Origin of the sequence: Phoenicibacter congonensis (genome assembly GCF_902386915.1) — a bacterium.
GTDB classification, from domain to species: Bacteria; Actinomycetota; Coriobacteriia; order Coriobacteriales; family Eggerthellaceae; genus Phoenicibacter; species Phoenicibacter congonensis.
Genome location: NZ_LR698997.1, coordinates 336,060 through 356,552 on the forward strand (window position 1 = coordinate 336,060; position 20,493 = coordinate 356,552).

Genomic DNA, 20,493 nt, shown 5'->3' on the forward strand with positions numbered 1-20,493 from the left:
TTTGGCAATTTGAGTCTGGCATGAAATGTTTAAGATTTTTTGTATTTGATTACGTTTCGCTTATTCGTCGAGTGAACACAAGTCGGCATATGTTTCGCGTCTGACTGCAATTCTCGCTTTACCGTCGCGAATAGCGATGATTGGAGGGCGAGGTATGCGATTATAGTTCGATGCCATTGAGTAGTTATATGCGCCTGTGCAAAGCACCGCAAGGATGTCTCCACGAGAGGGTTCTGGAATTGCGACGTTTTCTTGAATCAAATCACCACTTTCGCAGCATCTGCCTGCGATTGTGCACACAAAATCGCATTTTTCGTTCATTTTGTTTGCAAGAACGCAAGTGTAGGGCGATTGATAAAGAGCATATCTGGGGTTATCTGTCATTCCGCCATCTACGCTTGCATAGTTTTTGAATCCTTCGATTTCTTTAGTTGCTCCAATTTCATAGATTGTAAGACCTGCGGCGGCAACAATAGAGCGGCCAGGCTCCATCAATATGTTTGGTTGTTTGATTCCAAAGTCTCTGCAGTGCTCTTTGATTTCTGCGCTCAGTTTCTCAATTCTCTCTGCATAATCGATTTGCGGATCATCTTTTGTGTACTGAACGCCAAAGCCGCCACCAAGGTTTAAATAGTTCGTGTCAAAGCCATATTTATCATGTAGCATCGCGACGAATTCGAGCATAATTCTCGCTGCATCGCTAAACGGTTCTATCTCAAAGATTTGCGACCCAATGTGGCTGTGGAAACCCTCCAGAGAGACGTTTGGTGTTTCCATTACTTTGCAAAATAGCTTTTCTGCCATGCCAGTTTCGATGGGCGCGCCAAACTTCGAATCAACCTTGCCAGTGTTGATTTTTGCATGCGTGTGAGGATCAATCCCGGGCGTTACCCGAAGCAGAATTTTCTGCGTAATCCCAAGGTCCTTTGCTTGCTTGGATATTTCCTCTAGCTCAAAAACGTTGTCAACGATGAAATATCCCACTCCCTCTTTTAGCCCATATGCGATGTCAGCATTCGTTTTGTTTGAGCCGTGAAAAAACGCATTGCTCATGTCGAACCCTGCGTTTACTGCAGTGTATAGCTCGCCAGGTGAGACAATGTCGATGCACCCACCAACCTCACTAATCAGTCGATAAATGCCAGTGTAAGAGAGTGCTTTGCTAGCGAATAGAGGCTTTGACCCTTCACCCATGTGAGTTTTCATTGCATTTTGGTAGGTCTTGAAGTTCTCCAAAACCATATTCTCATCAATGAGGTATGCGGGTGTGCCATATTCCTTTGCAACAACAGTTGTGTCTACGCCAGCGAACTCGAGATGTCCCTTTTCGTTTATGCTTAAGTTCTTGTGAAGCATGTTTACAGAATCCTTTCGAGTCGAGCAATCGCTTCGTCATAATCTTCCGCTTTTCCAAACGATGTGATGCGGAAAAAGCCTTCGCCTTGTGCGCCAAAGCCCACGCCAGGCGTTCCTGCGATTTGGGCTTCATTGAGCAGATAATCGAAGAAATCCCAACTTGGCGTATTATCTTTTGTTTGCATCCAAATGTATGGTGAATTGATTCCGCCAGTAAACTTGATTCCTTTTCTTGTCAAGAATTCACTCATTTTTGCAGCGTTTGCCTTGTAATATTCGATGTTTTCCATGCAAACTTTCATTCCTTCTTCTGAAAGTGCGGCTTGCGCGGCGCGTTGAATGATGTATGGAACACCATTAAATCTTGTTGCTTGGCGGCGCGACCACGCTTTGTTGAAGTTAAGACCGTTAGCCTCGAGCTCTTTCGGAACAATCATCCATCCACATCTTGTGCCTGTAAAGCCTGCCGTTTTTGACAAGGAACAGATTTCTAACGCACAAGTTCTTGCACCTTCGATTTCATAAATGCTCCTGGGGTTCTCACCTGTTACGAAAGCTTCATATGCAGAGTCGAAAATAATTAAACAACCGTGCTCGTTTGCGAAATTCACCCATTCTGTTAGCTGCTCTCGATTGTAAACGCTGCCCGTTGGATTGTTTGGCGAGCAAATGTAGATTACGCTTCCGCATTCGATGTCGGAAGTTGGCATTGGGGCAAATTCATTTTCTAGAGTTCCTGGGATGTAGAAAACGTGATTTCCTTGCATAATGTTTGCATCAACATAGGCAGGATAAACTGGGTCAGGCACATATATTTGGTTGTGACCCAAAAGATCGAGCACGTTTCCACAGTCCGATTTTGCGCCATCAGAAATAAACACTTCGCTGGAGTCGACGTTTGTTCCTCTGCGCGCATAATAATTTGCGACCGCAACGCGCGTGAAATCATAACCGCTTTCAGGAGCATATCCGCGGAAAGTCTCGGCTTGAGCTTGTTCTTCAACAGCTTTTTTTAACGCATCGATGACAACGCTAGGCAGAGGGCGCGTCACATCTCCAATGCTAAGCTTGATTATTTTTGCCTTAGGGTTATCTTTTTGGTATGCGGCAATTTTGTTCGCACATTCCACAAATAAATAGTTATCTTTGAACGTTTTGAAATTCTCGTTTACGTTAATTTTCATATTCAAAAACCCCTTCGTAGACCTTCGTTGCAGGCCCCGTCATTTCAATTTCATAATTATCGTCACACTTAATATACAAAGTGCCCCCGATTAAATCGACAGCAACTGGCTCATTTGCATCAAGAAATCCATTTTTAACGCAAGCAGCGACGGAAGCGCAAGCTCCAGTTCCGCAGGCATAGGTCTCTCCGCTTCCGCGTTCCCAAACTCGCATTTTTATGTGTCTGCGGTCGATAATTTCAATAAACTCTGTATTTACTCTTTCTGGGAAAAGTGAATAGTTTTCAAACTCAGGTCCGATTTTTTCCAAATCTAGAGTGTCGATATCAATGTCCTCAGCTGCAGGGTTACCTATGTTTTTAGTTACAATTACGGAATGTGGATTCCCCATGCTTACAGCCGTTATTTTCCATGCTTTGCCAGAAACATCGATGCTTTTGAGAATCACTGGCTCATCGCTGGTGATCGGGATTTCTTTTGGCTCAAAGTTAGCCTTGCCCATTTGAACTGAGACGCTCACAACTCTTCCATTCTCGACATTTAATGCGAGAGTTTTAAGGCCACTTAACGTTTCAATTGTGATTCTGTCTTTAGAGCAAATGCCGTTGTCATATAGGTATTTTCCAACGCAACGAATTGCATTTCCGCACATTTTTCCTTCTGTGCCATCGAGGTTGAACATGCGCATTTTTGCATCTGCAACACAACTTGGACAAATGCAAACAACCCCGTCAGCGCCAACGGAAAAATGGCGGGGAGACATAACCTTTGCTAGCTTGCATGGGTCGAAATCCATTTTTTCAAGGCAGTTTATATAAATGTAGTCATTTGCGCAACCGTGCATTTTGGTGAATTTTATTTGCAAAGCAAATCCTCCATTTTCCAAAGTTTGTTTTCTTTTCCCTGGAGAAAGCGTGCTGCGTCAATTGCTCCGTCGGCAAAAAGTGCACGGTCATGCGATGTGTGTTTAATTTCGATAGCTTGGGTGCCTGTATCAAAAATAATTGTGTGTTCGCCGACAATATTCCCGAGTCGCATTGCGCTGACTCCAATTTGTCCAGGCTCTCTTGGCTCCATACCGCTTCTGCCGCAAACAATTTCACCGCCGCCTCGCGCATGTTGAATTGCGCGAGCAATCATAAGTGCTGTGCCAGATGGTGAGTCCACTTTTTTGTTGTGGTGAGATTCGACAATTTCGCAGTCGGCGTCAGGAAACATTGTGGCGACCTCGCATGCCAACTTCGAAGTTAGACCCACACCCACACTCATGTTTCCAGCGAAAAAGACAGGAGCGAATTGCGCCGCTGCTTCGATAACTTTTGTCTCTTCCTCTGTGTGCCCCGTTGTCGCTATGACCGCAGGAATTTTTGTTTTCGTAATAAATTGTGCTATCTCGGGAGCGCTTGTGTGGAATGAAAAGTCAATCAGGCAGTCCGCCTCGATGTTTTGAGCCTGCTTATCCTCTAGAGAAGATGCCAGAGGACACTGTGAGAATTCTGTGTTTTCACTCTTGTTAATGTCCACTGCCAAGACAAGTTGTAAATCATCGTTTTGATTAATAGCTTCGATGACCTTTTGCCCCATGCGTCCAAGGGCACCAGTGAGAATAATTCGCACTTAAATCACCCCGTGTTGTTTCATGACCGACACCAACACTTCTTCTTTTTCTTTGCTCATTGGCGTCAGCGGAAGCCTCAAAGAGTTCTCGCACCAACCCAGATGAGCACATGCGGCTTTCACTGGAATTGGATTTACTTCGCTGAAAAGCGCCTTGATGAGGTCAAAATACTTGATTTGAAGTTCAGCTGATTTTTTAAAGTCTCCGTTGAGCGCGGCATGAGCAATTTCGGAAGTTTCTTTTGGAATCACATTGGAAAGAACGGAAATAACGCCCTTGCCTCCAAGTGACATGATTGCAGTAATCTGATCGTCGTTTCCGCTGTATAGAGACATGTTGTCGCCAATGCGATGAAGCGTGTCAATAACGCTCACAACATCGCCGTTTGCCTCTTTGATGCCTGCTATTTTGTCATTGCTCATCAGCGCCTCATAGGTTGAAGGTGCGATGTTAACTCCTGTGCGGGAGGGGACGTTATAGAGGATGATTGGTTTCGTGCTGACCTCGGCAATTTTTGTGAAAGTCTCCACGAGGCCAGCTTGAGTTGCCTTATTGTAATAAGGAGTTACAACGAGGAGAGCGTCAGCACCCATTTCACAAGCAGCTTTAGAGAGGTCGATTGCATAGGCTGTGTCGTTTGAACCTGTGCCCGCTATAACTGGCACACGACCATCAGTGTGTTCGACGACGAATTTAATGCATTCACGATGTTCTTCGTCGGTGAGCGTTGAGCCTTCGCCTGTTGTTCCGCACACTACTAGTGCATCGACGCCACTTTCAATTTGCCAGTCAACGAATTTGCCAAATGCATCATAATCGACTTTCCCGTCTTTGAAAGGCGTAATGAGTGCAGTTGCTACTCCTTGAAAAATTGGTTCTGTCATTTTTGCCCCCTTATTAAAATGCACGATTGATTTTATTTACCTTTAAACACGTCAATTCTTCGCAATTCTCTCGTTTAACTATGAAGTCTGACATGTTCTGTAAAACTTCTAAAATTATAGTTTAGCCTGCACTTTTTTAAAGTTTTCATCGGTGTTCATATGTTTGAAACAATTCTTTCAAGCCATGCCAGACTTGCGATGAAATTTGAAGTCTGACATGAAATTTAAGTGAATCAGGCTGCCTTGTTATTGAAGCTTGGCTTCAAATTAGAGCTGTTTTTGCTTCGTTGATTGTTTAAAAATTTAAGTCTGACATGAAATTTAAGTGCAACAGTTTGCTTCGTCAATGAAGTCTGACATGAATTTTAAACTGTTAGATGGCTGGTCTTTATTGCTCGGGGCGATGTGCTTTTGCTGTTAATGACGTCGATTTGACAGTAAAAACAGAAACATTTTGCGTTTCGTTTTCTGAGAATTGGAAGTGCTTTCCCGTCTGATGATTCATGAGAATTGCCAGGCCGTGAGCCTTTTCTTTTCCTTCAAGAAACGAAACTGTTCCATTTCCCATCACAGATGCAAACCGATATGAATAGGCACATGCTTTTTCCGATTCCATCAATTCGCCCTCGCAGTCAAGCTCAAACGCAACTGTTGGGTTTTTAGTGAGTGCGTCAATTTTTCGCCCTTCGTTTGCACTGTGATAATAAAAAGTCCAAACTCCATCTTCAAACTCATATCCGAAATTCAATGGCACGATGTAAATTCCTTCCGCGTCTTGAACCGCTAGGCGCATCACCTTACACTCGTTAATTATTTCTTTGATGTCCTCAATTGAAGTCACTTCTCGGTTGCTTCTTCTCATTTAGGGCTCCTTAGAATCTTGGTTTATTTCATTATTAAGAAAGAAGTCTGACATGTTTTGTAAATTATAGGAATGCTATAATTAGCAGGCGGTTTTAAAGAGGAGAGATGTCCGAGCTGGCCGAAGGAGCACGATTGGAAATCGTGTATGCCCCAAAAGGGTATCTAGGGTTCGAATCCCTATCTCTCCGCCAGATTTGCCCGCACACGAAACTATCGAATTAATGCTTTCTAAGGCTAATTAGTTGGTTTTGCAGGCAAGATTATTAAAACGCACACGTGGAGGGGTGGCAGAGCGGTTGAATGCGGCGGTCTCGAAAATCGTTGTGCAGCTGATTGTTGTACCCAGGGTTCGAATCCCTGCCCCTCCGCCATTTTTCTGTTGGTCACCGTTACTGTGAGGAAATCAATGCAAGACAGAGATATAAAACTTGGCGATGTGGAATATGAAGACATTCCAGAGAACCTGACTAACAATTTGGTTTATGCTCTCGAAGAAGGCAAAAAGATATTAGAAACAGCAGTTCACGGTGAGAGTTTTGCCCCTTTTACCGCGATTGTGGTAGGCGATGAGGTCTTGATGGAAGCTCACATTGCCGAGAATGCAGACGAAGCTTTTGACAGCGCGTTCGATAAGGTGCGATCTACAGAGAATGCAATTTCATATGCGTTTTGTTATGACGGATTTGTTGAAACCGACAATGGCGAAAAAGATGTGGTAATTTGCGAAGGTGCGCTGCCAGGTGAAAAGACTGGATTTGCCATTGCGCTTCCCTATAAAACAACTGGTGATGCCGAAAACGGACAACTTTCTTTCGATTTTGAGAACGAATTAATTTTTTTGGGAGAGGCACCAAATTTCTTCAAGGAATAGATGCCCCGTTCGCTGAGTTTTTCTTCACTGTTCATTCATGTTTTTGATGCCAATTCTTTCTTTAAAAATTGGAATGTTCAAACTAAACTCGTAGGTAATTTGATTAATCGGAATTAATCGGCCAACGATTAGTCACTGATTTATTAGTCTATGAGGAAGAAAGGATTCATTTATCAACCTGGCATGATGTTTGATTGAGTCGATTGCTCGTCTTTGCTCTTAGTTCAGAGAAGGCTAGCTACAATTTGTGAGCCTATATTAAATTGACAGAAGTTATGCTGTGATATAATGACTGAGCTTAAAAACCTGCCTCGGAATCACATACACCAAACCGAGGCCGATGTTAGACCAGAGGAGGTGAGTTCATGAAGGCATATGAATTGCTGTATTTTGTTTCTCCTACACTCGAAGAGGAAGCTCGCGAAGCAGTTTCAAAACGTATCGCAGGAGTTATTGAAGAGGAAAACGGAACTGTTGACAACATTGATAACTGGGGCAAACGCAAGTTGGCCTATGAAATTGGTGAGTTGACCGAAGCAGATTACACTCTCGTTAACTTTCATGCAAACGAAGACCAGATCGCAGAGCTCGACCGCGTGTTGAGAATTAGCGACAACGTTGTTCGTCACATGATTACATCATGCCCTGAAGCTAAATAATTTAGATTGGGGGTTTTATGAGCATCAATAAAGTTGTAATTTCAGGAAATTTAACTCGAGACGCTGAGGTCAGATACACTTCAGGAGGCACGGCAGTTTCGACTATCGGTGTTGCTGTGAACGATCGAGTTAAGAATGCATCTACTGGTGAGTATGAAGATTATGCCAACTACATTAATTGTGTTTTGTTTGGCAAAAGAGCAGAAGGCTTAAGCCCATTTTTAAAGAAGGGTACTAAAGTTGCAATCGAAGGCAAACTTCGTTATTCCGCGTGGGAAACTGAAGGGCAAAAAAGAAACAAAATCGAAGTTATCGTCGATGAAATTGACCTATTCAGTTCTCGCCAAGGTGGAGGGGTAACTCCTTCTAGTTCTCCAGACAAAGGCGCATATTCTGCACCTGTCACACCAGTTGTGAATGAAGATAGTTCTGTTTATGACGAGGATGTTCCTTTTTAGTTTTATTAAAGAGACAAGGGATAAAAATGGCCGATTATAAAAGACAAGTGCGCCCTAAGAAGTGCCAATGCTGCAAAGAGGGCATTGAACATGTCGACTACAAAAATGTAGACATGCTCAAAAAATACACATCAGAGCGCGGCAAAATTAAACCACGTCGTGTAACTGGTGCTTGCACAAAACATCAGAGAGAGATTGCTGCAGCTATTAAACGTGCTCGCGTTATGGCTTTGTTGCCATACAGCGAGGTTACCGTTGCTGGTCGTGGCGGTCGTCGTAAGAGATAGGAGAGACCATGCAAGTTATTTTGCTTAAAGAGTTGCAGGGTCGTGGCGGCGAAGGCGACGTTATTAATGTTGCTCGTGGTTTTGCTAACAACTACCTGCTCCGTCAAGGCATTGCTGTAAAGGCTACTAAGGGAAACCTTAAGCAGCTCGAGCAGCGCCGTGCGAACATTGAAAAGCGTGAGAACGATCGCGTAGCTCAGGCCAATGAGTTGGCTGAGAAGCTCAACAACATGCGAGTTCATGTTGAGGCTCAGGTCGGTGAAGAGGGAATTCTTTTTGGTTCTGTTACTGCTGCCATGATTGCTTCTGCTATCAAAGATGAGTATGAAATTGAAGTTGACAGACGCAGAATTGAACTCAAGAAGCCTATTAAGACCGTTGGTGAGTTCAAGGTTGGCGTAAATATCTATCGTTCAATTAACGGAACTGTTACCGTTGTTGTTGGAGATGATGTAGAAGAGGCTAAGGCAGAAACTGAAGCAGCTGCAGAAGTTGTAGAGGCTGAAGAGGTGGTTGTCGAGGTTGAATCCACAGAAAATGTTGAGGGCTAGTTTTGCCTTCCGCTGTTAACGGCGCACCTTTGGGAGTTTCCTTCTCGGATTTGCCGAGCAGGGAGCTCCCTAGTAATTTTGAAGCGGAAAAATCGGTGCTTTCCGCTTGTCTTGTCAAGCCTGAAATTGCAGATGATGTCTGTGTAATTTTAGAGGCTAGCAACTTCAAACATACTCTCAATAGAAACATTTTCGAGGCTATTTTTGAAATTGTTAAAGATGGCGGGAAACCAGATTTAATCACAGTAACTGACAAACTCCAAGCTACGGGACGACTTTCCCAGGCAGGAGATGCGACCTACCTTGCCGATTTGGTTAAAAATAGTTTTGCGATTGTCAACTGGCGACATCATGCAGAGATCGTCAAGCGAGTGGCAATTCAGCGCGATTTGATTACCGCTGCTGCTGAAATTAATGCAATTGCCTACGATGGTCCCGATTCAATTTCGGAGGTTGTTGGTCAGGCAGAATCGGCATTATTCAAGGTGACTGAAAAACGTGTTTCTAATTCCTTTAGAAGTATGGAGGAATTGTGTGTGAGCACAAAGGAGGATCTTGAAAAGCTGGCGAAGCACAAGGGTGAAATTCTTGGTGTTCCTTCTGGCTTTCGAGACATTGACAAGCTTTTCTGCGGTTTTAGGCCAGGGGACGTGATTGTTCTTGCGGCGCGTCCTGGTGTTGGAAAAACTTCTTTTGCTCTTAACATGGCTGTTAAGTCGGCAAAGCTGGGCACTTCTGTCGCTTTTTTCTCTTTGGAAATGTCAGCAGAGCAGCTCACTCAGAGAATCCTTTCTTCCGAGGCGGGAGTTGAGCTGTCAAAAATTAGAAGCGGAATGTTGAGCGCTGCCGATTGGTCGCAGATTAATCCAACTTTGCAAGAACTTGGGCATCTTGACATGCTTATTGATGACACACCGGGCTTGTCAATTCTGGAAGCTCGAGCAAAAGTTAGAAGGCAGTTTAGACACATAATTGGCACTGATAAAAAGGGTCTCGTAATTGTTGACTATTTACAATTAATGACGCCGCCAGTCGCAAGACGTGATGGCAACAGGTCTGTAGAAGTTGGTGAAATTACGAGAGGGTTGAAGGTTTTGGCTAAAGACCTTGGCGTTCCAATTCTTGCCCTATCTCAGTTAAATCGTTCAGTGGAGACTCGTGGCACTAAATCGAAGCGTCCAATGCTTTCTGACCTCCGTGAATCTGGCACTATTGAGCAGGACGCTGACATCGTGCTTTTTATCGACCGCTCTATGAACGAGGAAGAGGCCGAATCCTCAGAGCGTCCCGACATGGGAGAAGCAGTCATTCAAGTTGCTAAGCACAGAAACGGCCCTCAAAAAGACATTTGGCTTTCTTTCAATGGCGAGTTCACTCGTTTTGGCGATCTCGATCAAGACGCAAGTCACAATTACGAAAACTAAATAGTTGGATTTTCGTTAGAAGCTTCATCTCACTTTGAAGTCATTTCTCTTTGAAGTCTGACATCATTTTCCAAAGTGCAGTTCACTTTGAAGTCTGACATGTTTTGTAAATCTAGAAATTAATTGTTTGCAAAAGAAGTCTGACATGTTTTGTAACTGATTTTTGTTCGGGATCAAAAAGGAAGTCTGACATTCTTTCAAAGAACCTTCTCAGTTGTTTTTGAAGTCTGACATGTTTGTGAAAAATGGCCTGCGGTATAATAAACCCATTTAGCGCAGGCAATTTGGAAAGAGTTAATCATGACTACAATGCGTGAATGTGTAGACGTTTTGGCATCAGAAATTGGTGCTCGTCCAGCCGGAACCGATGAGGAACAAAAGGCTGCATTATATTTGGAAGAAACTTTAAAAAGTGAAACGAACTTTAATGTCGAACTTCAAGAATTCGATGCGGTATCTAACCCCGAGATTTACAGGATGACTTTGTCTGCAATAATGCTTGTTTCTGGCATTTTTGCATTTGCGCTACCATCTTTTGCGATTATATGGGTTTTGTTGATAGCGATTGCAGGCGTTTTGTTTGTTTTAAATGAGCTTGATGTTTTTTCTCTTTCTCGCTATTTAAGCAAAGTGCCGAGCCAAAATGTAATTGCAAAAAGGATGCCAGACTCAAACATTCAGTCTTCTAAGCGGTCTAAAAAAATCATTTTGCTGACAAATTACGATTCCGAAAAATGCAAAAAAGAGCAGACTGGGTCTCTTATTAATTACATTCGATACGTTCATTTTTTCGAGCTCGCTGCCGTTGCACTTCTTTTGATTGGTTCTTTGATCACGCTTTTTTCAGCTGACATTTTGTTTGCAAAGATTTGCTTGGGCATCGGGATTGTTGGATCAATTCTACCAGTCGTCGCTTTTGTTGTGCACACTACAGCTGAGTATAACGAAGGGGCAAACAATAATGCAGCGTCTGTAGCGGTGATGCTTGAAGTTGCTAAGAGGATTAGCACTGGAGTTTACGCTCCAGGTGGTGACACTCCTATAATTCGTGGACGACAAGCGGCTGAAGACGCTGGCGTTATGCCTTCAAATGTTTCTGTTGAGTGGGAGTCTGAGGCACAAAGTGCATCTGCTGGCTCTTATGTTGCGAGTCTTTTCTATGACAAGAGTCGTGCAGAAGGCTATTCGTCTTCGGCAGATGAAGATTCTTTTGTTGACCAAAGCAAGTCTGACATAAATTATGAATCAGATAATTTGGAGGATTCTCGCGGGTTCTCGCAGGATGTTACGCAACAAATTACTGCGAATGGCGGATTAGATGACGCAGAAATAAATGCTGGAATTCAGTCTTTTGGAGGTAAGTCTGACATTATTTTTGATAATTCTTCATGTGCTGCTCTAGATTCAGAACCTGCTGTGAGCTCTACTCCTGATTGGTTCACAAAAGGCCTTCAGAAAGCTGAAGGTAAAGGAAATTTGAATGCTGATAAAGTAAAGAAATCGCGATTTGGTGATGCCATCGGCAAAGCTGAAGCGGCACTTAACGAAGCCACTGCTGATGAAGGATTTCCTGATGCGAATCTGGAATTACAAGCCAGACTTAAGTCTATACAGAGTGATATAGAAACTGCGGGCGCCACGGCGTCGGCGCAGGTTGAAAAAGACGTGAGAGTTGCGAATTCCGTAATTGATAATGAAATTTCAAATTCACAGAAAAAAGAGAATGCAGTAGAGGTTGATCCTTCCGTTACATTGCGAGAAGTGAAGTCTGACATAAATGGGAATGCTTATATTGCACGACAAGACACTGGTAGGGTTAGTGAGCATTCAGATTCGACAAAAGATGCTTCTCTACAAATTAAGTCTGACTTAAAAGTTGAAGAAATGAAAAAAGGTGGTGTCTCGGGATTTTTGTCCTCCACTACTTCAGTGCCTGATTTTGAGACATCTCAGAATGAATCGGATGCTTTAATCAAGTCTGGCTTTGTAGAGAAAAGAGATGTTTATGGAGAAATTCCTGCTTTGAGACCTTTAGAACCGGAGTATGGGGTTGAAGTTGACCCGAGTGAATTCCTGGAAAGTGGCCAAACTCGCCCGCTTGAAACAGTGGAACCTTCTTTGCCTGAGCCTCAATCAAGAGCACAACGTGACATCAAGCTGCCTTCTTTAACAGGTGCTTTGAAATCAAAAGATATAAACGAAAAGCTGGCTGAGCGAGAGGCAGAAAAAAAAGCCAAGAAAGAGGCGGTCAATAGATTGGGAGTAGAGTTGCCATCGCTGACCACAACCATCGAACCTGTTTCGGTTTCCGACAATTCTACTGTCTCAAATGTTGGCGCTTTTGCGGTTGGGGAAGCCACTGGAGCATTTGACCCAATTACTGATGAAGATTTGATGCAGGCTAATCAGACAGCTGATGACCTCTATATTTATGATGCAGATGATGCATCTTTGCAGGGAGAAGTAACAGAATCGGGCGCGGTGGCTGGTCCTGGGTATGTTGATATTCCAGACACGCATGCCGAGTCAATCTTTGGCAAATTGTTTCACAAGAAGAAAAACAATGACGTTCGTTCCTTCTCTGAGACTATTGGAGTTGATGACTCATGGGAGGCAAGAAAAGTCGGAAAAGATCGTGGTGACTGGTCAAGTTTCAACGACGATGACGACTGGAATGGTGGCGCTGTAATCGTTTCAGGTGATGACAGACTTCATTCTGAATCGGAAGAAAGAGATGCTATTTATCAGTTCTCGACCAATGATATTTCTACGGAGGTGTGGTGCGTCGCTCTCGGTTCCGAGTGCTCCAGCCATTCAGGTCTGACTTCATTTTTGAATGAGCATAAGGAAGATTTAAAGGGAGCAATTTTTGTAACTTTGGACGCTATGGGCGCCGGAGATTTGTCATTGGTTGAGTCCGAAGGTTTAATTAAATCGAAGAAATCTCCAGCTCGTATGAAGAGGCAAGCGAGAAATGCCGGAAAAATGATTGGCAAGACAGTCGGAACTATTAACATGAACTGGGCAAACACGACCACCTCGATTCTTGCTCAACATAGCTTTAAGTGCATTCATGTTGCTGGGGCGCTGAACGGAAAGCCAGCTTATCTAGCGGAAATGGCAGATGCTGCTGACGCAGTGGAAGATGAGCAACTTCAGCAGTCGGCGGATTTAGTGATGGAAATTGTGAGAAGCATATAAATATTCCTGCATTTATTCTGCTAAGGATTCAACTTAAATTTAAAGTCTGACATCCTTTTAGAGCGATTAAATGTGAATTTTGCTAGTTATGAATTAACTCTGACATGTTTGTAGAAATATAAATTTCTTGATGTTTACATTTTCAAAACAGGTCTGACATGAAATGTAAATTACCTTGGGATTTATGGCTCCTGCTTTTTTTCGCAGGAGCTTATTTTTATCTAAAACTTCACTATTCATTCATTGGCAAAGTCACTCCTTTTTCATATGTTCTTGTAGTAGGGCAACACTTTTCATTAACCTTTTTTTGGACAATTGAATAACTATTTTATTCACTTTTTAAATTTAGACTTTTTGTTAAGGAAAAGTTAATTTGGAGGTGACACTGTGAATTCCAGAATCAGAGAGCTCTCATCGCTTTTTTCTTACCATGTAACTTTGCGAGTTCATGGAAGTGGGATGTTATTTCGAGACACCGAAGATTTTAATAAGTTTCTGCGCTCGCTTCAAAAGGCAGCAAATTCCTACAACATGAAGATAGTCGCATATGTTCTCATGGGGAATCACATTCACCTTATATTGCAGGGAAATTTAAAGCTTATGAGCAGAGTTTTTCAGTCGATGGGCGCGTCTTTTGCCAAATGGTACAACAAGAAATATGGTAAAAAAGGTGCAGTTTATGACCAGCGGTTTCTTCAGTTCCGATCAATAGTAAAGAGCAGTTTATTGAGACTTTGACATATGTGTACAACAATCCCGTCTCCGCAAACATAGTAAAGGATGCCGCTGATTACGAGTGGTCGAGCTTTAGATCTATTGCAAATGATGAAGCCTCGATCACCGACGTTGATGCTGTGAGCGAGGTTTGCGACCTTGAATTTCTTTGTCGTCTCACCCGGAAAAAAGCAGCTCGTGATTGGGAGTGGACAGATCCAGCCTACGAAGGAAGGCCCAAGGACGCTGAGGTAAAGGATTTTATTGTAAGAGAGGTAGGGAAGCATCAAAAGGGTTTCTTGAAATCGAAGGGAAACGACTTTTTGCGTTTGATTTTTGAGAAGTTACTTGACCTTGGAGCAACACTTTCACAAATGGAGCGTGCGACTGGTATCTCCCGTTATCGAATACAGAAAATCTTGTCTTGACTACGATAAAGATTATTGGTCCTGCCGTTTCTTTTAAGTGCTAAAATAAAAAACTGCTAAAAAGAGCCCCGTATTCTGTTTTTAGCAAGCATAAAGAAAGGTAAGCAATGAAAACTTATAGTGCAAAGCCTGGTGAGGTTGAGCGTAAGTGGGTGTTGGTCGACGCTGAAGGACAGACTCTTGGTCGTCTTGCGGTTACTGTTGCAAACATTCTCAGAGGCAAAAACAAGCCAGAATACACTCCACATGTTGACACAGGCGATTTTGTCATTGTCGTTAATGCTGAGAAGGTCCAGGTCTCAGGCAAAAAGGCAGAAGACAAAGTTTATGGCCATCACACAGGGCATCCTGGTGGTTTGAAGCAAGAGACTTTCAAGGTCGCTATTGAGAAACATCCAGAGAGAGTAATTGAGAGCGCCGTGAAAGGTATGATGCCAAAGACTACTCTTGGCAGAAAGCAGGGTATGAAGCTGAAAGTCTATGCTGGCCCTGAGCATCCACATGCTGCACAAAATCCAACTAAGATTGAACTGGAAGGATAGTTAGATGGCAAAGAATATCACAGAGGCCAAGTACTACGGCACAGGCAGAAGAAAAAACGCTATCGCTCGTGTTACTTTGGTGCCAGGCACTGGTAAAGTAACTTGCAATGGCCGCGATGGAGCGCAGTATTTTGCAGAGCAATCTCTGCTTGATTTTGCTGTAGCACCTTTTGCAACTACAGGCACTGAAGGACACTTTGACGTAATTGCCAGATTGAATGGTGGCGGAGTTAGCGGACAAAGTGGCGCGTTAAGACTCGGAATTGCAAGAGCACTTCTCGAGGCTGGTGACTACAGAGCTGATCTTAAGAAAGCAGGATTCCTTACAAGAGATCCCCGCGTGGTTGAGAGAAAGAAATACGGTCTGAAGAAAGCTCGCAAGCGTCCACAGTTCTCAAAACGTTAGACAGCAAGTTTTCAAATTACAAAGCCTCGGTTCGCCGGGGCTTTTCTTTTTTTGTTAAAGAAGCATTGACACTGAATCCGCCCCGTTGAAGTCTGGCTTAAAATTGAAAATTCCAAAAGAGGTCTGACCTACATTTGTCAGTTTTAAGACAATGTCAGTCTTGTTTTTGAATGGCTTCTGGATTTAACATGTTCATAATATCTAAATGCTAAAATGTTTAAATTAATGACAGACTTGAACGTTAAGTCGTCATTTCTTTTATCGAAACTGGCCACTAAATGGCCTATCGCAAGGAGGATTCATGAGCAGAGTTGAAGAAATGTATGGAACCTTGGTTTTTAACAGGAAGACCATGCAGGAATATCTTCCTCGTTCGATTTACAAAGAGCTGATGACCACCATAGACGATGGCGAGCCACTTAATGAAAACCTAGCTAATGTTGTTGCACACTCAATGAAGGAATGGGCGATTGAAAAGGGAGCCACGCACTATACGCATTGGTTCCAACCTTTGTCTGGCATAACCAGTGAAAAACATGATAGCTTTATTGATCCCGTAGATGACAGCCAAGTCATTATGCGTTTTTCTGGAAAAGCACTTATACAGGGTGAGCCGGACGCTTCCTCATTCCCCAGCGGAGGTTTACGTGCGACTTTTGAAGCACGTGGTTACACAGCTTGGGACCCGACTTCCTATGCTTTTATAAAGGATGAAGTTCTCTGTATCCCGACAGCTTTCTGTTCATATAATGGAGAGGCACTTGACAAAAAAACACCGCTCCTTAGAAGCAACAAGGCTATTAAAGAGCAGGTACAACGAGTGCTTGCACTTTTTGGTGAAGAAGCCAGACATGTTGTGCCGACTCTCGGTGCTGAACAAGAGTATTTCCTCATATCCGAAGAAGATTACAAAAAAAGGCTCGACCTTATTCTTTGTGGTCGAACTTTGTTTGGCTACTCACCATGCAAGGGGCAGGAATTAGAAGAGCACTATTTTGGAGCAATTCGCCCTACGGTGAACGAATTCATGAAGGAGCTCGATGATGAGCTGTGGAAATTGGGTGTTCCCGCTATGACTAAGCATAATGAGGTTGCGCCATGTCAGCACGAGTTGGCTCCGATGTTTACTAATGTAAATCGTGCGATTGACCAGAATTTGCTTACGATGGAAAAAATGCGTTTGATTGCAAGCCATCATGGTTTAGTCTGTCTTGAATCTGAAAAGCCGTTTGATCATATCAACGGTTCGGGCAAACACAATAACTGGTCGATTTCCGTTGATGGGAAAAATCTGCTTGAACCAGGCGATGACCCAATCCAGAACATGCGCTTTATAGTAATGCTAACGTGCATTATTCGGGCTGTAGATGAGTATCAGGATTTGTTGAGAATGACAACTGCAACGGCAGGCAATGATCATCGACTCGGTGGAGATGAAGCACCTCCTTCGATTATTTCGATGTTTTTGGGAGATGAGCTTGACCGTGTTGTTACAGCTATCATGGAGGGGTCAGATTATCACAGCAATGGAAACGCAAAGATGGACCTAGGCGTTGATGTTCTTCCTAATTTTGATCAAGACAACACCGATAGGAACAGAACAAGCCCATTCGCGTTTACGGGAAACAAGTTTGAATTCAGAATGCCTGGGTCGGCGCAGAATTTGAGCGATGTTAATATGGTCCTAAACACCGCAATGGCAGATTCTCTATGCAAATTTGCTGATGATTTGGAAGGCAAGTCTGGCGAGGAATTCAATAAGGCGTGTCAAGAGTGGATTAGGGAAACATTAAAGGCACATTGCAGAATTATATTTAACGGTGACGGCTATTCGAAGGAATGGGAAGAAGAGGCGAAACGACGCGGACTTTCTAACTTGAAGGACACTGCGAAGGCGCTCCCTGCATTGGTTACAGAAAAGTCTTATGCCCTTTTTTCAAAATTTAGTGTTTTGAATAAGGATGAAGTTGACTGCAGATACAACGTTAAACTTGAGAAATATAACAAGACCATGAACATTGAATGCAGAACGATGAAACGCATGGTAAGACGTGATTATTTACCAGCGATTGAAAACTACGCAGCAGAGCTTGCTGAGACTATTTGTTCTGTTGAAAAGGTTGTGGGTGAAGGTAAGGCTAAAGGTCAGCGTAGACGTTTTGAGCAAATCTGCGAAGGGGCAGCAAATATTCATAAGCTCTGTGATCTTCTTCATCAAAAGCATCATCAGGCGCGAGATATCGAGGATGGCCAAAAGAAAGCAGACATGTATGCGGAAGAAGTCATTCCAATTATGCAGGAATTGAGACATTGGGTGGACAGTATGGAGATTATTACTGAGCGTAAACACTGGCCATGCCCAACGTATAACGAGATTTTGTTCTACGCCTAAACGCTCGCAAAACAAGCCAGACTTCATTGTTGGCTCATTTTTATTAGTGAGAAAATAAAGGAAGAATATTTGCAACTTAAGCCAGACTTGCATGTTTGATGTTTAGATAATTAGGTTTTCAGCTTCTGTTGCAATAACAATATAGAGAAAGGACGACAAATGCCATCAGTACCCGAGCAAGAATTTATTTGGAAAAACGGAGTGTTGGTCCCATGGGCCGAGGCGACTACTCACGTTTTGTCGCACTCCCTCCATTATGGAAGTGGTGTTTTTGAGGGATTAAGGATGTACAAAGATCCTGACAGCGACCGCTCGATGGTTTTTCGTCTTTATGATCACATGGTTCGCCTGCACAACAGTGCAAAAATTGCGAAAATGGACCTACACTACTCAGTTGATGAGCTAGTTGAGGCAACACTTTTGACATGTCGTGAGAATGGGCTGAAAAGCGCATACATTCGTCCTCTCGTTTATCGCGGATATGGGACTATGGGCGTTGACCCAACTGGTTCTCCGACCGATGTTATTATTGCTGCCTGGCCTTGGGAAGCCTACCTTGGTGATGATGCTCTGGCAAAAGGAATCAAGGTGGGCACATCGTCTTGGCGCCAGCGCTCGGTAAACGCTATTCCACCTGCAGTTAAGGCAACAGCTTCCTACTTTAATAGCTTGTTGGCTAAGCTTGAGGCGAAGGAGCATGGCTATGAAGAAGCTGTCATGCTGAACGAGGCTGGTAAAGTGTGTGAAGGGACCGGCGAGAATCTGTTTATTGTTAAGAATGGAGTACTGAAGACGCCGCCAATTTCTGATGGATTGCTGGAGGGCATCACACGCGATAGCATCATTCAGGTTGCTAATGATATTGATGTTCCATTTGAGTTTTGCTCTTTGGTGCGCAGTGATTTGTACACGGCTGACGAGGTATTTTTGTCTGGAAGCGCTGCCGAACTCACTCCAGTTGCAGAGATTGACGGTATCAAGATTGGAAACGGCGCTCGCGGTGAGATTACAGAAAAGCTGCAGAAACAGTTCTTCGAGATTCTTTGGGGTCACGTTAAAGCTCATGCTGACTGGAATTTTGACATTTAAACGCGCATTTAGCAATCCTCTAAAAGGAAGTCTGACATCTTTTTGAAAAGCGGTATGACAGAAGATCAACAAGTAAAAACCCTCATTTCTCTGCTTGCAAAAGCGGATGATGAGGGTTTTATTGGTGCCCTTTTAGAGGATCTGTTTACCTATAAAGAAATTAGAGACATCGCATCTCGATTAAATGTTGCCATTTTGCTTGACAAGGGTCTTTCCTACAACGAGATTGAGAAGCTCACTGGCGCTTCAGCCACAACGATTGCTCGTGTCTCAAAGTGCCTTAATCATGGGGCAGGCGGTTACACCGAAGCGATTGCGCGCTTAAAAACCTAGGTTAATTCATTACGCGCGCAAAAGTTAGCCCGTAAATCGTCTGAACTCCTGACTTTTTTAGCGCTGAGGCAGCGCATTGCATGGTGGCACCAGTTGTGCACACATCGTCAATAATAACGATTGGGTTTTTCCTCTCAAAATTAGCATTCGGCAACACTCGAAGTTGCTTTTTCATGTTCAATATTCTTTCTTTTTTGCCTAAATTCCTTTGGTCAGATGACTTTGGTGTCGTAAAGCAATTAATTATTTCGCAGCCAGATAGTTCTCCTAACTTGTTAGCAAGGATTTTGGTGTGGTTAAATCCGCGTTTCAACATTGCTTCTTGTGTAGGCGGAATAAAGGCTATTTTGGCATTCTGCTTTATCCAGACAGGCTCGAAGTAACGAAACATAATGTTCGATATTTCTTTTGCTAGCCTCACCTCTGACTCGTCTTTATAAACGCTAACAAGTCTGCGTGCATTTTCATTAAGAATTACGCAACTTCTGAATTCGTCAAATGGGTACTTCTCAAGTTCCATAGCATCCAAGATCACAGAGTTGCATTCGCTGCACTGAAGGCGCCCTCCGCTTGCGCCGCACCTCTCGCATGATTTGCATAGGTCTACATACCTCAGCGTAGATCTGCATTTGGCGCAAAGAACTTGACCTGGCTCGTCGCATAGTGCGCATCGGGTGGGCCAGAGCAACTCTTTTGCAGTTTCTGAAATGTTTTTTGACAACGTCATTTCTTCAGAATAGCTTCTCTTGCGGCCTTTTTCTTGAGGCCAAAGATTTTTTAAAAGTATGCCAGACTTCTTTCGCAAGTGTTACATTTCATGTCAGACTTCCTCCTCAATTATTCTTGGAGACTTTTTGATGATGGCATTTTTCGCAGCTAATGTCAGACTTGCTTTTTGATTTTAATTTCATGTCAGACTTGAATTTAGGCTTGCAAAACATGTCAGACTTCATTGGTGGATCACGCGTCGCAGGTTCCGGCCACTCGTGTTTATGAGGTCGTTTGCTATAATATTTGCCAGCTTCTTCATGTTGTAGTTGCGAGGAGTTATCTCCTTTAGTCCAAGGCAGATGCGGTCAAAAGGACCCACGTAATTGTTTCAAAACATGAGCATGGCGTATTCTAGGGATAAGTCGCACCGCACGTTGACTTCAAGCATCCCGCTTGGCGTGCGAGAGGCCGGTAGCGCAAGCAATGGCCCAGTGTGCGAGTGTGGGGGCAAAGACTAGGTC

General features: G+C 43.4%; 21 protein-coding genes and 2 tRNA genes. 16 read left to right on the plus strand and 7 right to left on the minus strand.

What is annotated here, in order from left to right; translation table 11 throughout:
- Nucleotides 1-60: 60 nt before the first annotated feature.
- From lysA to FXZ76_RS01465, 6 genes are all read right to left on the minus strand, one after another.
- Nucleotides 61-1,356 carry a diaminopimelate decarboxylase gene (lysA, locus tag FXZ76_RS01440; protein ID WP_079535357.1) on the minus strand — a complete coding sequence of 432 codons (1,296 nt, stop codon included), beginning with the start codon at nucleotides 1,354-1,356 and terminating at the stop codon, nucleotides 61-63.
- Nucleotides 1,357-1,358: 2 nt separating this feature from the next.
- Nucleotides 1,359-2,540, minus strand: a complete 1,182-nt coding sequence (locus tag FXZ76_RS01445; RefSeq protein WP_079535358.1) for an LL-diaminopimelate aminotransferase — start codon at nucleotides 2,538-2,540, stop codon at nucleotides 1,359-1,361.
- Nucleotides 2,530-3,384 carry a diaminopimelate epimerase gene (gene dapF / locus FXZ76_RS01450; RefSeq protein ID WP_197682082.1) on the minus strand — a complete coding sequence of 285 codons (855 nt, stop codon included), beginning with the start codon at nucleotides 3,382-3,384 and terminating at the stop codon, nucleotides 2,530-2,532. The genes FXZ76_RS01445 and dapF overlap by 11 nt, the downstream gene beginning before the upstream one ends.
- Nucleotides 3,385-3,395: 11 nt before the next feature.
- On the minus strand, nucleotides 3,396-4,157 hold the full coding sequence (gene dapB, locus FXZ76_RS01455; protein WP_079535359.1) for a 4-hydroxy-tetrahydrodipicolinate reductase: 762 nt from the start codon (nucleotides 4,155-4,157) through the stop codon (nucleotides 3,396-3,398).
- The gene (dapA, locus tag FXZ76_RS01460; protein ID WP_079535360.1) at nucleotides 4,158-5,042 is read right to left on the minus strand and encodes a 4-hydroxy-tetrahydrodipicolinate synthase; all 885 of its coding nucleotides are present in this window, start codon (nucleotides 5,040-5,042) and stop codon (nucleotides 4,158-4,160) included.
- 388 nt (nucleotides 5,043-5,430) lie between these two features.
- Nucleotides 5,431-5,904, minus strand: coding sequence for a pyridoxamine 5'-phosphate oxidase family protein (locus tag FXZ76_RS01465; RefSeq protein ID WP_079535361.1), 474 nt, complete (start codon nucleotides 5,902-5,904; stop codon nucleotides 5,431-5,433).
- 101 nt (nucleotides 5,905-6,005) lie between these two features.
- Between FXZ76_RS01465 and FXZ76_RS01470 the strand changes: the two genes are divergently transcribed.
- From FXZ76_RS01470 to FXZ76_RS01545, 16 genes are all read left to right on the plus strand, one after another.
- Nucleotides 6,006-6,097: transfer RNA gene (locus FXZ76_RS01470), tRNA-Ser, on the plus strand.
- Between the two features lie 87 nt (nucleotides 6,098-6,184).
- Nucleotides 6,185-6,277, plus strand: a tRNA-Ser gene (locus FXZ76_RS01475).
- A 35-nt stretch (nucleotides 6,278-6,312) separates the two neighbouring features.
- Nucleotides 6,313-6,777 (plus strand): hypothetical protein, encoded by a 465-nt coding sequence (locus FXZ76_RS01480; protein ID WP_079535362.1) that lies wholly within the window; start codon nucleotides 6,313-6,315, stop codon nucleotides 6,775-6,777.
- Nucleotides 6,778-7,142: 365 nt separating this feature from the next.
- Complete coding sequence (gene rpsF, locus FXZ76_RS01485) at nucleotides 7,143-7,436, plus strand: 30S ribosomal protein S6 (protein WP_079535363.1); 294 nt, start codon at nucleotides 7,143-7,145, stop codon at nucleotides 7,434-7,436.
- Nucleotides 7,437-7,453: 17 nt separating this feature from the next.
- A complete protein-coding gene (locus FXZ76_RS01490) occupies nucleotides 7,454-7,894 on the plus strand; it encodes a single-stranded DNA-binding protein (RefSeq protein ID WP_079535364.1) in 441 nt (146 codons plus the stop codon).
- Between the two features lie 26 nt (nucleotides 7,895-7,920).
- Nucleotides 7,921-8,181, plus strand: a complete 261-nt coding sequence (gene rpsR / locus FXZ76_RS01495; RefSeq protein WP_079535365.1) for a 30S ribosomal protein S18 — start codon at nucleotides 7,921-7,923, stop codon at nucleotides 8,179-8,181.
- An 8-nt stretch (nucleotides 8,182-8,189) separates the two neighbouring features.
- Entirely contained in the window at nucleotides 8,190-8,732 is a 543-nt protein-coding gene (gene rplI, locus FXZ76_RS01500; protein ID WP_079535366.1) for a 50S ribosomal protein L9, read from the plus strand.
- Between the two features lie 2 nt (nucleotides 8,733-8,734).
- The gene (dnaB, locus tag FXZ76_RS01505; protein WP_079535367.1) at nucleotides 8,735-10,156 is read left to right on the plus strand and encodes a replicative DNA helicase; all 1,422 of its coding nucleotides are present in this window, start codon (nucleotides 8,735-8,737) and stop codon (nucleotides 10,154-10,156) included.
- 300 nt (nucleotides 10,157-10,456) lie between these two features.
- Nucleotides 10,457-13,357 (plus strand): hypothetical protein, encoded by a 2,901-nt coding sequence (locus FXZ76_RS01510; RefSeq protein WP_079535368.1) that lies wholly within the window; start codon nucleotides 10,457-10,459, stop codon nucleotides 13,355-13,357.
- A 387-nt stretch (nucleotides 13,358-13,744) separates the two neighbouring features.
- Entirely contained in the window at nucleotides 13,745-14,095 is a 351-nt protein-coding gene (locus FXZ76_RS01515; RefSeq protein WP_147571495.1) for a transposase, read from the plus strand.
- A 5-nt stretch (nucleotides 14,096-14,100) separates the two neighbouring features.
- Complete coding sequence (locus tag FXZ76_RS01520; protein ID WP_147571497.1) at nucleotides 14,101-14,499, plus strand: hypothetical protein; 399 nt, start codon at nucleotides 14,101-14,103, stop codon at nucleotides 14,497-14,499.
- Between the two features lie 107 nt (nucleotides 14,500-14,606).
- Nucleotides 14,607-15,041 carry a 50S ribosomal protein L13 gene (rplM, locus tag FXZ76_RS01525; RefSeq protein ID WP_079535371.1) on the plus strand — a complete coding sequence of 145 codons (435 nt, stop codon included), beginning with the start codon at nucleotides 14,607-14,609 and terminating at the stop codon, nucleotides 15,039-15,041.
- Between the two features lie 4 nt (nucleotides 15,042-15,045).
- On the plus strand, nucleotides 15,046-15,447 hold the full coding sequence (gene rpsI / locus FXZ76_RS01530) for a 30S ribosomal protein S9 (RefSeq protein WP_079535372.1): 402 nt from the start codon (nucleotides 15,046-15,048) through the stop codon (nucleotides 15,445-15,447).
- A 301-nt stretch (nucleotides 15,448-15,748) separates the two neighbouring features.
- Nucleotides 15,749-17,839: a glutamine synthetase III family protein gene (locus FXZ76_RS01535; protein WP_079535373.1), complete on the plus strand. Its 2,091-nt coding sequence runs from the start codon at nucleotides 15,749-15,751 to the stop codon at nucleotides 17,837-17,839.
- Nucleotides 17,840-17,998: 159 nt separating this feature from the next.
- Nucleotides 17,999-18,928 carry a branched-chain amino acid transaminase gene (locus FXZ76_RS01540; protein WP_079535374.1) on the plus strand — a complete coding sequence of 310 codons (930 nt, stop codon included), beginning with the start codon at nucleotides 17,999-18,001 and terminating at the stop codon, nucleotides 18,926-18,928.
- 54 nt (nucleotides 18,929-18,982) lie between these two features.
- Nucleotides 18,983-19,261: a YerC/YecD family TrpR-related protein gene (locus tag FXZ76_RS01545; protein WP_079535375.1), complete on the plus strand. Its 279-nt coding sequence runs from the start codon at nucleotides 18,983-18,985 to the stop codon at nucleotides 19,259-19,261.
- Nucleotide 19,262: 1 nt separating this feature from the next.
- On the opposite strand, the gene FXZ76_RS01550 is transcribed toward FXZ76_RS01545, so the two are convergent.
- Nucleotides 19,263-20,066 (minus strand): ComF family protein, encoded by an 804-nt coding sequence (locus FXZ76_RS01550; protein ID WP_079535376.1) that lies wholly within the window; start codon nucleotides 20,064-20,066, stop codon nucleotides 19,263-19,265.
- Between the last annotated feature and the right edge of the window lie 427 nt (nucleotides 20,067-20,493).